Annotated in this window: 12 protein-coding genes; 4 read left to right on the top strand and 8 right to left on the bottom strand. The window is 65.6% G+C overall.

The genetic code is table 11. The annotated features are described in order from the left end of the window. The 8 genes from K1T73_RS01345 to fliL all read right to left on the bottom strand — a co-directional run bounded on the left by K1T73_RS01345 (position 1) and on the right by fliL (position 8,410). On the bottom strand, positions 1-768 hold the full coding sequence (locus K1T73_RS01345) for a flagellar biosynthetic protein FliR (protein WP_220602217.1): 768 nt from the start codon (positions 766-768) through the stop codon (positions 1-3). Next, complete coding sequence (flhA, locus tag K1T73_RS01340; RefSeq protein ID WP_220602216.1) at positions 765-2,852, bottom strand: flagellar biosynthesis protein FlhA; 2,088 nt, start codon at positions 2,850-2,852, stop codon at positions 765-767. The genes K1T73_RS01345 and flhA overlap by 4 nt, the downstream gene beginning before the upstream one ends. 5 nt (positions 2,853-2,857) lie before the next feature. Continuing rightward, complete coding sequence (locus K1T73_RS01335) at positions 2,858-3,547, bottom strand: transglycosylase SLT domain-containing protein (protein WP_259400391.1); 690 nt, start codon at positions 3,545-3,547, stop codon at positions 2,858-2,860. A gap of 201 nt (positions 3,548-3,748) precedes the next feature. Next, positions 3,749-5,992: a hypothetical protein gene (locus tag K1T73_RS01330; RefSeq protein ID WP_220602215.1), complete on the bottom strand. Its 2,244-nt coding sequence runs from the start codon at positions 5,990-5,992 to the stop codon at positions 3,749-3,751. Continuing rightward, the gene (gene motA / locus K1T73_RS01325) at positions 5,989-6,858 is read right to left on the bottom strand and encodes a flagellar motor stator protein MotA (protein ID WP_220602214.1); all 870 of its coding nucleotides are present in this window, start codon (positions 6,856-6,858) and stop codon (positions 5,989-5,991) included. Before motA ends, K1T73_RS01330 begins: the two co-directional genes overlap by 4 nt. Before the next feature lie 72 nt (positions 6,859-6,930). Continuing rightward, positions 6,931-7,536 (bottom strand): MotE family protein, encoded by a 606-nt coding sequence (locus K1T73_RS01320; RefSeq protein ID WP_220602213.1) that lies wholly within the window; start codon positions 7,534-7,536, stop codon positions 6,931-6,933. Further along, positions 7,533-7,895: a hypothetical protein gene (locus tag K1T73_RS01315; protein WP_220602212.1), complete on the bottom strand. Its 363-nt coding sequence runs from the start codon at positions 7,893-7,895 to the stop codon at positions 7,533-7,535. Before K1T73_RS01315 ends, K1T73_RS01320 begins: the two co-directional genes overlap by 4 nt. 8 nt (positions 7,896-7,903) lie before the next feature. Further along, positions 7,904-8,410: a flagellar basal body-associated protein FliL gene (gene fliL, locus K1T73_RS01310; protein ID WP_220602211.1), complete on the bottom strand. Its 507-nt coding sequence runs from the start codon at positions 8,408-8,410 to the stop codon at positions 7,904-7,906. A gap of 132 nt (positions 8,411-8,542) precedes the next feature. Here fliL and fliF point away from each other — a divergent pair, with 132 nt between their 5' ends. From fliF to fliP, 4 genes are all read left to right on the top strand, one after another. After that, the gene (gene fliF, locus K1T73_RS01305) at positions 8,543-10,189 is read left to right on the top strand and encodes a flagellar basal-body MS-ring/collar protein FliF (protein WP_259400513.1); all 1,647 of its coding nucleotides are present in this window, start codon (positions 8,543-8,545) and stop codon (positions 10,187-10,189) included. Between the two features lie 80 nt (positions 10,190-10,269). Then, entirely contained in the window at positions 10,270-10,785 is a 516-nt protein-coding gene (locus K1T73_RS01300; RefSeq protein ID WP_220602209.1) for a hypothetical protein, read from the top strand. Then, positions 10,782-11,084, top strand: coding sequence for a FliM/FliN family flagellar motor switch protein (locus K1T73_RS01295; protein WP_409077721.1), 303 nt, complete (start codon positions 10,782-10,784; stop codon positions 11,082-11,084). The genes K1T73_RS01300 and K1T73_RS01295 overlap by 4 nt, the downstream gene beginning before the upstream one ends. After that, positions 11,081-11,818 carry a flagellar type III secretion system pore protein FliP gene (gene fliP, locus K1T73_RS01290; RefSeq protein WP_220602208.1) on the top strand — a complete coding sequence of 246 codons (738 nt, stop codon included), beginning with the start codon at positions 11,081-11,083 and terminating at the stop codon, positions 11,816-11,818. Before K1T73_RS01295 ends, fliP begins: the two co-directional genes overlap by 4 nt. Positions 11,819-12,020 lie beyond the last annotated feature (202 nt).

The raw sequence follows: 12,020 nt of genomic DNA, 5'->3' as shown, positions 1-12,020 counted from the left end.
CTACCCTCCGAAAGGATTGGCCGTGAACCGCTCGAGCGCGCGGATCCAGACCCCGAGCATCACCGGCGCCAGCAGCATCAATCCGATCAGGCCCGCCGCGCTGATGGCCGGGGCGCCCACGAAGACCACCATGAGCTGGGGCATCGCGCGGTTGATGATGCCGAGCGTGAGATTGTAGATGACCGAAACGATAAGGAACGGCGCTGCGAGCCGGAACGCCAGCGAGAAGGCGGCCCCGATCTGCTCCACGCCCCAGTCCGCCATGGCCCCGGGATCCGGCAGCGCGCCCAGGGGGAAAAGCGCGTAGGACCGAATGAACATCTCGGCCACGCGGACGTGAAGCCCGAGCATCATGGCCAGCGCCAATGCCGCGACCACGAGGACATGCCCCATCGCCGGCATCGGAGTGCTGCCCGCGGTTCCAAGGATCTGCGACAGCGACGTGGCTTGGGCGGCCATGGAGCCGGCCGTCTGCAGCGCGAGCAGGAACAGCCGCAGACCGATCCCGATCAGAAGTCCGATCGCCGTCTCCACCAGGGCGAGCGGAACCATGGCCGCGAAGTCGGGCAGCGGCCCGATCTGGGACCGGACGGCCGGCGTGACGATCAAAGTCATCGCGATCGCCAGCGCGAGCTTGATCCGGACCGGCACGGTGGTTTCGCCGAAACCGGGAAAGAGGGACATGACCGGGGCCGCCCTGAGAAAGACGAGGAAGTGCGCCCAGACGAGATCGTACGCCAGCGCAAGAAAGGGGCCCGCGTTGCTCAAGCCGCGACGACCCCGACGAGCGAGGGTTGCGCCTCGAGGCCGATCTCCTCGAACGAAAGAACGGGGTTGGTGATGTTCTTGGCCATGAGCACCGTGCGCAGGAATCGCCTGCGCGTCGAGGAGGTCACGATCGCGGGATGAACCCCCTTTTGACCCGCCTGGTTGACCTGTTCGGCCACTGCCCCCGTCAGCGAATTGAACAGGTCCGGCGGCAGCGCCACGTCGAGCCGCCCCTTGTCCCCGTCGATCTGATAGGTGCCGAACGTATCCTCCCATTCCGGAGCGAGCTGGATCAGCGGCAACGTGCCATCCTCGCGCAGCAGGCTCGAGACAAGCTGAAAGCCCAGCCTCTGGCGCACCAGTTCGCAGATCCCTTCGGCCTGCGCGTAAGTGTGGCGGGCCTCGGCCACGGATTCGATGATGAGCGGCAGGTTCCGTATCGAAACCTGTTCCGCCAGCAGGAGGCGCAGGACGTTATGCAGGAGGTCCGTCGGCACGCGGTCGGGGATCATCTCGTCAAGCAGCTTGCGATTGGCCTCGGACCGCGCCTGATCGGAGAGGTTGACCATCTCGTCGAGCAGCCTGCGCATCGCCTTCATGGTCAGGAGCCGGCTCAGGTTCTTGCGAATGATCTCAAGCAAATGGGTGGCGAGGATCTCGGGCGGGGCCACTACCGTCGCGCCGCCGAGCGCGGCATCGTCCTGCGCCGCGGCATCTATCCAGCGTGCCGGCGCACCGTAGACAGGCTCGCTCACCGTCTCGCCCGGCGGCAGGTCGAGATGGCTTTGCGGATCGAGCACGAGCACCTGTTCACCACGCAGCGTGGCGCGGGCCTGCTCGACGCCGAGGATGCGGATCGTGTAGGTTCCGGGCGGAAGAGAGGGATCGTCGGTCAGGCGGATTTCCGGAAGTATCAGCCCGAAGCGCGTGGCGACATGGGTCCGCATGTTCACGATCCGCGCATCGAGGCCGGTGCCCCGATCAAGAACCATCGACACGAGGTCGGGCGCGAATTCGACATGGATGTCGTCGAGTTCGAGCACATCGCCCATCGTCCGCTCGGGCGCGATCTCCGCCGGAGGCTTTTCCATGGCAGAAGCCTCGCCGGACGCGCGCCGCCGCGCGTGAAGGACCCAGGCCATGCCCCCGAGGCCCAGCCCGCCGAGCATGAAAGGCAAGAAGGGCAGGCCCGGCACCAGTGCGAAGAGAACCATCAGCACCGCCACCGTGGCCAGCGCGACCGGATGGCGGCCAAGCTGTTGACCCAGCGCGAGATCCGTCGAACCCGTTGCCCCGCCACGCGCGAGAAGAAGCGCCGACGCGATCGAGATGATCACCGCGGGAATCTGCGTGACGAGCCCGTCTCCGACCGTGAGGATCGCGTAGGTCTTGAACGCCTGCGCAAGCGGCATGCCGTGGACGACCGCCCCCATGACCAGCCCCATGACAAGGTTCAGCAGCGTGATCAGCAGGCCGGCCACGGCATCGCCCTTGACGAATTTCGACGCCCCGTCGAGCGAGCCGAAGAACGTCGTCTCCTGCTGTTCGCGTTCGCGGCGAAGGCGCGCCTCGTCATGCGTGATCGCACCCGCCGACATGTCGCTGTCGATGGCAAGCTGCTTGCCCGGCATCCCGTCCAGCGCGAAGCGCGCGCCCACTTCCGCCATGCGCGCGGCGCCCTTGGTGATCACCATGAAATTCACGATCAGCAGAACGGCGAAGACCACGAGCCCGAGAAAGACGCTGCCGCCCATCACGAAGCTCGCGAATCCCTCGATCACGTCGCCGGCAGCCCCGGTGCCGGTGTGGCCCTGCCCGATGATGAGCTTGGTCGAGGATACGTTGAGCGACAGCCGCAGCATGAGCGAGGCAAGCAGGATCGTGGGGAAGGCCGAAAAATCCAGCGGCCGCTCGATGAAGAGCGTTATCGTGAAGATGAGGATCGCGAGCGCGAAGGAGGCCGCGAGCCCGATATCCAGCACCCAGGCGGGCATCGGCAGGATCATCATGACGATGATCGCCATGAGCGCCATCGACAGGAGCACTGTCGGCTGAAAGAGCGCGCGAAGCGAGACGTTCGGCATGGCGTTCATCCCCTCGAATCGCCCAGGGGTCCGAGGATGGCCGCGGCCCGGGCCAGCCCCGCCGGCGTGAGGGAGCCGAGTCGCCCGGTCGTGACCCCGGCTTGCAGCAACGGATAGGCGTTCTCTTCCCGTCCCTCGGAACGGGCGGCCAGCGATCGCGGCGCCGGATCGGAGGGCAGGCTCGCGCTGATCGCATCGAACTTCGCGCTGTAGCGCCGAGCATGAACCTCGGTGCGCGAGTGATAGGCACCCGCCGCACGCGACCAATCGCCCGTCTCGTCATGAAGCCGGACGAGGAACCGCGCGGCGTAAAGCGCATTCCGAAGAGGGTCGAACATGTCGTCGATCGAGGCGAAAGCCTCACCATGCCAGCGATGGTTGATCTGAAAGCACCCGACATCGAAGCTTCGCGCGCCGCGGGCGAGCTCCGCTTGCGCGAAACGAAGGGCGGCGGCCCGCGTTTTGAACCAGTGGCCCTTGCCTTCCATGTTCACGGTCCAGGGCCAGGGTTGCACCACGCCGTCATGGGCACGCCCGGTTTCAACCCGGGTGATCGTGCGAAGGACCCATGTCGGCACGCCGGTCCTCTCCGCCGCTGCGCGTGCCGCCGCATCGCAAGCGATCGACTGGCGGTCCGCTGCGGCCACGTCGCCCGCGATGCAGATCGCGAGTGGTGCCAGGATGAAACCCGCCACGCAGCGCAGGCGCTCCGGGATCGACCTCGTGTCACGTCGCCTTCTGCACGTCGCATGGATCATTCGATGATCGCGCATTCTGATCTCGTCCTCCGAGCGACCTTCTGCCGCTTGCTGCCCTGTCTAGGGGGAAGGTCTTGAGATTCGGTAACCACGGACCCGGCGAGGCGCATGTCCGTGGACTTGGTCGCCCGGAAGGTTTCACATCTCCTCCGAGACCGTCCGCGCCTCCAGTAGCGCGCCGATGCGCTGCCGCGATCGGCTGCTTTCCTCAAGAAGGGCGCGCCCCGAAGTGAGCGGTTTCTCGGGATCGACGGGTGGCGCATCGGTGCCGATCGCGGTGGCGAGGTCCGCGATATCCCGCTCCCCGTGCCGGGCCACATCCGACCACGAGCCGGTTTCGACGGCCAAGCGGCGCGCATCGTCGGTCCGGCCGCCCGAGGCGTAAAGGTCCAGCGCGGCCCCCGGTTCTCCCGCCATCTCTCGCGCCTGCGCTCTCAGCACGTTGACCTCGTCACCTTCGAGGCCGAGAAGCTCCACTTCGGCATTGCGCGGGCGATCCATGGCCAGGGCCACCCGCGCGCGGATCAGCTTTCGCCGCTTTGCGCCGGGGCCATCGTCGGGTGACGAAACGAAACGTGCAGCGAGTTCGGGAAACCCGAGGGCCAGATGCCTCTCGGCCGCGGCGTTCGCCACCTCCCCATCGAGTTCGGATATCCGCTCGGGCGGGAATCGCGTGGATTTCGCGATGAACTCGACATCCTCGGCGTTCAGGGTCAGAAGCTCCAGTACACGTTGATGCGAACCCGTCTCGTCCATTACGTCGTATGACGGCTCCGCCGCCAGTTGCGCAAAGGCTCCATCGAAATCACCCATCGCGGCAAGCGCCTCCACATGGGCGCGGGCAAGTTCGGGGCCAATAGCGTGATCACGGAATTCGACCGCGTAGGATGCCAAGAGGTCGGTCATCTCTTCGGATATTCCGCGGCCGGTCGAAATCCGTCCTTCGAAACGTCTCAGAAGCGCGAGAGGCGCGGCGTCGGTTCTATCGGTCGCGATCTCGGCAAGCCGGGTATCGGTCGCCTCGGGATCTGATTCAAGGTCCGCGCGAAGAAGCGATTCGTGCCCCGTCGGCAATGCGGGCGTGTGATCGAGCCGGCGCAGCAGCCTGCGCGCAAGATCATCACGACCGGCGGCCGAAAGCCGTTGGGCGAGGATGGGGCCCAGATAATCCATGAGCTGCGGCGGCAGGGCGTGGAACGTCTGCAACACCGCCGCCTCGTTGATGGGTGCCTCCCGCGGGAAAGGGTCGTCGGCCAGAACCGACCAGAAAGCCACATCCGAGCCGCAATCCGACCGTGCCTTCAGCGGCGAGGGACCTACCACATGCCCGGACTCGAGGATTTCCCCCATATCCGCCAGGATTCGCGCTTGGGGGCCGGTTGCCTCGGCATAGCGCAGCACGTGCCGCGCCTCGACGCCGAACCCGAAATGAAGGTAGAGCCGTGCCAGTGCCAAGGCTTCTTCTTCGTCCACGCGGTCGAACTCTGCCGTGATCAAGGCCCGCTGCGCGGCAATCTGCTCGGAAAATGCGCCCGACCCGCCCCAGCCCGGAAGGTCAACCAGCGTCGCGTCGGGGCACTCTTCTCCGGTCGCGACGCCATCTCCGGGCTGCGGCCGATCGTCGGGGTCGTCGTCGACGGCGACCGACATCCTGACGTGGCCTGGCGCGGAATCCGCGCCAGCATCAGTCCCGGGAGGGGTAGCTGAGACAGCTGCACCGGGAACCTCGCGCCCGGTCGGCGTCTCGATTGCGCCCTTGTCGGAAGCGATGGTCAACAACCCCTGTCCCGACGCGCGGGCGATCTCCCGGACAAGCGCACCCTCGATCCCCAAGAGATCGGGCTGTGCTGGCTGTGGCGACCCAAGCGACGCGGGCGCGGGAGACATCGCCTCGAGGGCCGGCTCGAGGCCCCGCACGACAAGCGAGGACGCGTTGGCCGGCAGGTCAGGCACGATCGCCGGGAGCGGTGTCGAAAAGCGGGCCGGATCGTCCGACCCCGGATCGCTGGGACGCGGTGTTCCTCCGGCCGTATCGCGGATGTCCAAGGCCAGCATCGCCTGCCCGACCCAGGCCGTTTCAAGCACGCAGTCACATGAGAGCCGGAGTGCAAGGCCGCGGGAGTCGTCCAACGCCATCACCGAGGAGATCCGGCTTCGGTCGATCCTGTCGAACACGTTCGCCGTGTTGAAATCGAAGGTGGTCCCGTCAAACTCCAACCGATGATGATCTTGCACGCGTGCAAGCGTGAAGGAGACACGTCTCGGCAGGTGCAAGACGAGCCGCGTGAAATCCCGATGCGCGCCCGAGCGCACCTCCACGGTCTGAGATGTCGCCATCCCTCCCGTCGCGATCAGCAGAAACGCGAGAAGCCACCTCATCATGCCGCGTCCTGCCGGAGGGACTTCAGCCGCTCCTCGAGGTCGTTGAAATCCGGCCGCGCGTGTGAGGGCGTGTTCTGTCGCCCGACCTCGATACAGATGTTCGTTCCGTGATTGTGCAGGTTCGCCACCAGGACCTCGCGGATCAACTGGTAGAAATGCGCGTCCTCCTCGACCACCGCCCTGACCTTGGCGGCGAACGGCCCGACCAGACCATAGGCCAGGAACACCCCGAGGAAAGTGCCGACAAGCGCGCCGCCGATCATCTTGCCGAGGATCTCCGGCGGCTGGTCGATGGACGCCATCGTCTTGATGACGCCCAGGACGGCGGCGACGATGCCGAGCGCGGGAAGAGCATCCGCCACCGTCTGCAACGCATGGCTGGAGTGAAGCGCGTGGTGGAGATTGGCTTCCATCCGTTTTTCCAGAACCTCCTCCACCTGGTGCGGATCGTCGTAGTTCATCGACGCCGATCTCAGCGTGTCGCTGATCAGGGCGACGGCCTCACGATCCTGCAGGATCCGCGGATACCTTCCGAAGATCGCTGACTCGTCGGGAGCCTCGATATGCTCCTCGATGGCGACGGGGTTCTGACGGGCGAGGTGAATCAGCTCGAACAGCAGGCACAGCAGATCGCGGTAATCGTCGTGCTTCCATTTCGGACCCTTGAAGACCTTCCCGATATCACGCGCTGTCTGCTTCACGGTCGACATGTCGTTGCCAAGCAGGAAGGCCCCCGTGGCCGCGCCGCCGATCATCATCAACTCGAACGGCAGGGCCTTCATGATGATCCCGAGCTTGCCACCCGCCGCGAGGTAGCCGCCGAAGACCATCACGAAGATCACCAGAATACCGACGATACCGATCATTGCATTCTCCAGGGATTACGCGGGTGTCGAAAGCTCTCACAGGCGGGTTAAGATCCCGTGACTCCGCGCCTGTCAGTCCTTCGGCGCGTTCGCGTTGCGCCCCGCGAGGACAACGCTCAGACCGTGGGCAGCGCCCGGGCTAAGCCCGGCCATGATGCCCGCGGCGGCCTCGGGACGCATACGCGCGAGGAATCCGGCGGCGAACTCGGGGTTCATTTCCTCGAAGAGAGCCGCCGCCTGCTTCGGCTTCATGCTCTCGTAGACCCGCGTGAGCCGGTCGATATCGTCCTCGGCCGCCGTGTCCGCGATCGAGAGGGTCTCGGCCAGTTGCTCTTCTGCCGCGACAAGCCGCGCCAGCTTGCGCTCGATCTCCTCGTCCGCGAGGCGGAGCGCCTGCATGCGTTCGGACATGGCCGCTTCGCGCGCCTCGAGCCGGGCCTCGCGCGCCTCGAACGCGGTCAGCATGGCCTGAAAATCGGGTGTCGTCTCACAGGCCAGAGGCTGATCTGCCGGAGGGAATGCGGATTGCGTGATCGCCTCCTGCCCTCTTGCGAAGGCGCGGCCGGCATCGTCGCCGATCCGCAGGAAGGCCGACCCGAGAAGCAGGCTCGCCACGATCAGCAGCGACCCCCGCATGTTTCGGCGGGGCGCGCGGCGTTTCGTGCGCCGGCCTTTCATGCCGCGCCCCTTTCGTCGCGACGCCGGAAGATCGGCCCCACCGGTGACGTCTCCGGCGGCGACGGGGGCGTTTCCTCCTGAAGGTCGTGCATCGACGCGACCATCAGCTCGAGCCGCTTTGCCACGCCTTCGGCACGATCCGTCAGGGCCTCGAGCGATTCGGTCGAGGCGGACGCCGTTCCCTGCGCCGCCTGCAACGTTCTCGTCAGATCGTCGACCTGGGCGGAGAGGACCGCGACGGCGCCACCCATCCCTGATTCGAGATCGTTGAACCGGCTGAGCCGTCTGGCGAGTATGAAACAGTAGAATCCGGCGCCAAGCGCCCCGGCAACCAGAAGAATGTCGGCGATCGTTTCCATATTTGTCCTCAGTTCAACACGAATTCCATGATCAGAAGGTCCCGGACCCGCTCCCCCCCGGCAACCACCTGGATACGGCGCAGCATCTGCGCCCGCAGTTTCATCAAGGCGGACCGGTCGGTGAGATCGCTCGTCTCGAGCGCGCGCAGGTAGCCATTGAGGACATCCATCACCCTCGGCATCAGCTTCTCGACCTCCTCGCGATGGGGCGGAGACACCTCGAGCTGCGCGTTGAACCGCAAGTGTTTTCCGGTCGCGCCATCGCCCAGTGAAACGACAAGCGGGGCAAGCGGCACATAAGCCACGTCGGGCAGGTCACCGAGGACTGTTTCCTCCTCGTGATGTGCCGCCTCCTCTTTCGCGGTCGATGATGATTCGGCGCCCGGCAGCAATCCGGCATGAACGGCGTAGAAACCGCCGCCGGCGCCCAGCAGGCCAAGCAACAAGCCCAGCAACAGCGTGCGTTTCCCGGATTTCTTCGGGGTGCTCTCTCCGGTTTCGGTGTCTTCACTCATCCGTGCATCCGTTCTTGTCGTCACCGTCAACTTAACCGGCAGGCACTAACCGATTGTTAAGCCCGATCGGCGAAAACCGGATTCGACCCCAGGGCAGAAGCCCGTGACGCGGAGGCGAAGAACTTGCAGCAGATGATGAATGTCTGGTCCGGCCTGGATTTCAGGAAGCGCGCGATCGTGATCATCTCGACGCTTCTGATCTTCGGGGCGGTGCTCGGGTTGGGACGGGCAGCGTCACGGCCGTCGCTCGCCCTGCTCTACTCGGGCCTCGAAAGCGGCGCCGCGGGCGAGGTGGTCCAGGCGCTCGAGCAGCGCGGCGTGGCCTATGATGTCAGGGGCGGCACGATCTTCGTTGACGCGGCACAGCGGGACACGCTGCGCTTGACCCTCGCGGCCGAAGGTCTGCCCGCCAACACCAGCAAAGGCTACGAGATACTCGACGGGCTCAACGGTTTCGGCACGACGTCGCAGATGTTCGACGCGGCCTACTGGCGCGCGAAGGAGGGGGAACTGGCGCGCACGCTCGTTTCCAGCCCCGACATCGCGACGGCGCGGGTGCATCTGGCCAATACCGGCTCCAACCCGTTTCAGCGTGACGTGTCGCCGTCGGCATCCGTGATGGTGACGTCCCCCGGCGGTGGCCTCCCACCGCGTCAGGCCGAGGCCGTGCGGTTCCTGGTGGCGTCCGCGATTCCGGGCATGACACCCGAGGACGTCTCCGTCATCGACAGTGCCGGGGGCCTGATCGGCGGCCCGGATGACACGCATGCGGATTCGGGCGACGACCTCACCGACAACCTGCGCCAGCGGGTAGGCCGTCTTCTCGAAGCGCGGGTCGGCCCGGGGAACGCAGTCGTCGAAATCAGTGTCGAGACGGTGAAAACCACCGAACTCATTCGCGAAATGCGTGTCGATCCGGAAAGCCGGGTTGCCATCTCGACCGATACCGAGGAGCGCTCGAACGCATCTTCCGACGCGGGTGGCGGCGATGTAACCATCGCCTCCAACCTGCCGCAGGGGGATGGCGCGGGCGAGCAAAGCTCCAGCAGCCAGATGACCGAGACGCGCGAGCGGGTGAACTACGAGGTGTCGCAGACCGAAAGGCAGCTGACCCTCGCGCCCGGCGCCATCAAGCGGCTGACCGTCGCGGCGCTCGTCAACGGCACCGAGACCACGGACGCAACGGGCGCTGTCGTCTTCGAGCCCCGCCCCGAGGAGGAGCTTGCCGCGTTGCGCGAACTGGTCGCCTCGGCGGTCGGCTTCGATGAGGCCAGGGGCGATGTCATCACGATCAAGACGATGGAATTCACGCCCATCCCCGTGGCGGGCACCGCCGCGGCACCGTCATGGATGACCACGCTCGGATTGGACCTGATGTCGATCCTGCAGGCCGCGATACTGGCGGTCGTGGCGCTTGCGCTGGGTCTCTTCGTGGTGCGACCACTCATGAGCGGGGCCAGAAACGAAGCCGCCGCGCGCCTCCCTTCCCCCGCGGGCCCTAGCGGTTCGGGAGAGCCGGCGCTTCGCGACGGGGACGATCGGGCCGGGTCATCTCTCACGGGCGAAATAGACGACAGCGATATCGACACCTCGGCGCTCGCGCTCGTCCCGAGCGGATCGGGGGAACGGTCGCCCGGCCTTTCTTCTCTTCCGGCGCGGGGTGCCGAGGCGACGCCCGATCCGGTGGAACGGCTGCGCGCGATGATCGGCGAGCGGCAGGATGAGACGGTCGAGATACTCCGCACATGGCTCGAGGGTGACGAGGAGAAGGCCACATGAGCATCGCTCACCTTCTCGAAGATTTCGGAACCGGCATCGCGGGCGGGTCCCAAGGGGCGAACAACGCTTCCCTGGAAGACATGCACCTTGCTGCCTATGAAGCGGGTTACAAGGCAGGATGGGACGATGCCATCACCTCACAGGATGATGACAGGCGGCGTATCTCCTCGGACTTCGCATCGAACCTGACCGCGCTATCCTTCACTTACGAGGAGGCGCTGCAGGCAATGCTTCGGGACATCCGGCCCGTCCTCGACGAAATCGTCGGCAAGATACTTCCCGAGTTGGCGCACCGCACGCTGGCCCCTCGCGTCGCCGAGCAGCTGCACGAGGTGCTGCGCAATGGCGCCGGCGCGGAGGTGGAAATCGTCGTGGCGCCCGACGATCTCCCGGCGATCGAAGGATTGCTAGACGACCCCGCCGCCATGCCCGTCACGCTTTCGACCGAACCCACGCTCGGGCCCGGCCAGGTTTCGATGCGATTCGGCGGGAAGGAACGTGAAATCGACATCGGCGGACTGCTCGAGGACATCGCCTCGGCGATGGACGGATTTTTCGACGCCGTTCAAGGCCCGGACCAGAAGGAAACAGCATGATGGAAAACACGAACGATCCCGCCGAGACGTCCCCGCCGGACCTTGCGAACACCTTCGCCGGCGTGCCGATCGAGATCACGATCTCGGTCGGAAAGGCGCGGCCCTCGATCCGGGAGCTTCTGACCCTGGGCAAGGACGCCGTTCTTCAGCTCGACAAGCGGGTCGAGGATCCGGTCGAGCTCTACGTGGGCGATCGGCTCATCGCGCGCGGCGAGCTGGAAGAACTCGAGGGGGATCGGAAGGGCCAGCTTTCCGTCCGGCTGACCGAGGTTGCGAACCTGCGGGAAAGCCTCGAATGACCTCTGCCCGCATCTGGTTGCCGGTCATGACGGTTCTCGTGATCGGGGTCGCCACGCCCGGCATGGCACAGGAGGTCTCCGTCTCGTTGGGCGGGGACGCGGCACTCTCGGTGCGAACCATTCAACTCATCGCGCTGATAACCGTGCTCAGCCTGGCGCCCGGGCTTGCGATCATGATCACCTGCTTCCCCTTCATGGTCACCGTGCTCGCCATTCTCCGCCAGGGGATCGGGCTTCAGCAATCTCCGCCCAACATGCTTATCGTCAGCCTCGCGCTCTTCCTGACCTATTTCGTGATGGAACCGGTCTTCAGCGAGGCCTGGACGCTCGGGATCGAGCCGCTTCTGTCCGACGCCGTCGCACCCGACGTCGCTTTCGACCGTGCCATGGCGCCTTTCCGCACGTTCATGGCCGCGCGCATGGACCCCGAGACATTCTCCTCCATGGCCGCCCTCCGCCCGGACACCGAGGGGATCGAACCCGGAGCCGAGGCACCCTTGTCAGTCATGATCCCGAGCTTCCTGCTCTCCGAGATCTCGCGCGCGTTCCAGATCGGTTTTCTCGTCTTTCTGCCCTTCCTGATCATCGACCTGGTGGTGGCCGCCGTCCTGATGTCGATGGGCATGATGATGGTGCCGCCGGCAATCGTGTCGCTTCCGTTCAAGCTGGCATTCTTCGTCATCGCGGATGGATGGCGGCTCATCGCCGACAGTCTCGTGCGAAGCTACTTCTGAATTTCCGGCATCCGACCGCGTGGGGCGCGCGCGTGTCTCCGCCAAACGGAACAGGGCAGGTCGCTATCGAAAACCCGAAGGTCCCGAATACATGCGCCGAGGTAGATGCCAGTCGCTGTCGTAGTTCGACCATTCCGAAGCCCGCTGATTCGATTTCCGCTCAGGTGCACGCTTTGCATGTCCGGCAAGGAGCGAGCTGCGC

The organism is Roseovarius sp. SCSIO 43702 (assembly GCF_019599045.1).
GTDB lineage: Bacteria > Pseudomonadota > Alphaproteobacteria > Rhodobacterales > Rhodobacteraceae > Roseovarius.
Note: the sequence above shows the minus strand (reverse complement) of the source record. Positions and strands in the feature narration are given on the sequence as shown.

Excerpts from the sequence above, each read along its gene's own strand:
- flhA (WP_220602216.1), bottom strand. The coding sequence starts at position 2,852 with ATGCCGAACGTCTCGCTTCGCGCGCTCTTTCAGCCGACAGTGCTCCTG.
- K1T73_RS01330 (WP_220602215.1), bottom strand. The coding sequence starts at position 5,992 with ATGATGAGGTGGCTTCTCGCGTTTCTGCTGATCGCGACGGGAGGGATG.
- motA (WP_220602214.1), bottom strand. The coding sequence starts at position 6,858 with ATGATCGGTATCGTCGGTATTCTGGTGATCTTCGTGATGGTCTTCGGC.
- K1T73_RS01320 (WP_220602213.1), bottom strand. The coding sequence starts at position 7,536 with ATGAAAGGCCGGCGCACGAAACGCCGCGCGCCCCGCCGAAACATGCGG.
- K1T73_RS01315 (WP_220602212.1), bottom strand. The coding sequence starts at position 7,895 with ATGGAAACGATCGCCGACATTCTTCTGGTTGCCGGGGCGCTTGGCGCC.
- fliL (WP_220602211.1), bottom strand. The coding sequence starts at position 8,410 with ATGAGTGAAGACACCGAAACCGGAGAGAGCACCCCGAAGAAATCCGGG.
- fliF (WP_259400513.1), top strand. The coding sequence starts at position 8,543 with ATGATGAATGTCTGGTCCGGCCTGGATTTCAGGAAGCGCGCGATCGTG.
- K1T73_RS01300 (WP_220602209.1), top strand. The coding sequence starts at position 10,270 with ATGCACCTTGCTGCCTATGAAGCGGGTTACAAGGCAGGATGGGACGAT.
- K1T73_RS01295 (WP_409077721.1), top strand. The coding sequence starts at position 10,782 with ATGATGGAAAACACGAACGATCCCGCCGAGACGTCCCCGCCGGACCTT.
- fliP (WP_220602208.1), top strand. The coding sequence starts at position 11,081 with ATGACCTCTGCCCGCATCTGGTTGCCGGTCATGACGGTTCTCGTGATC.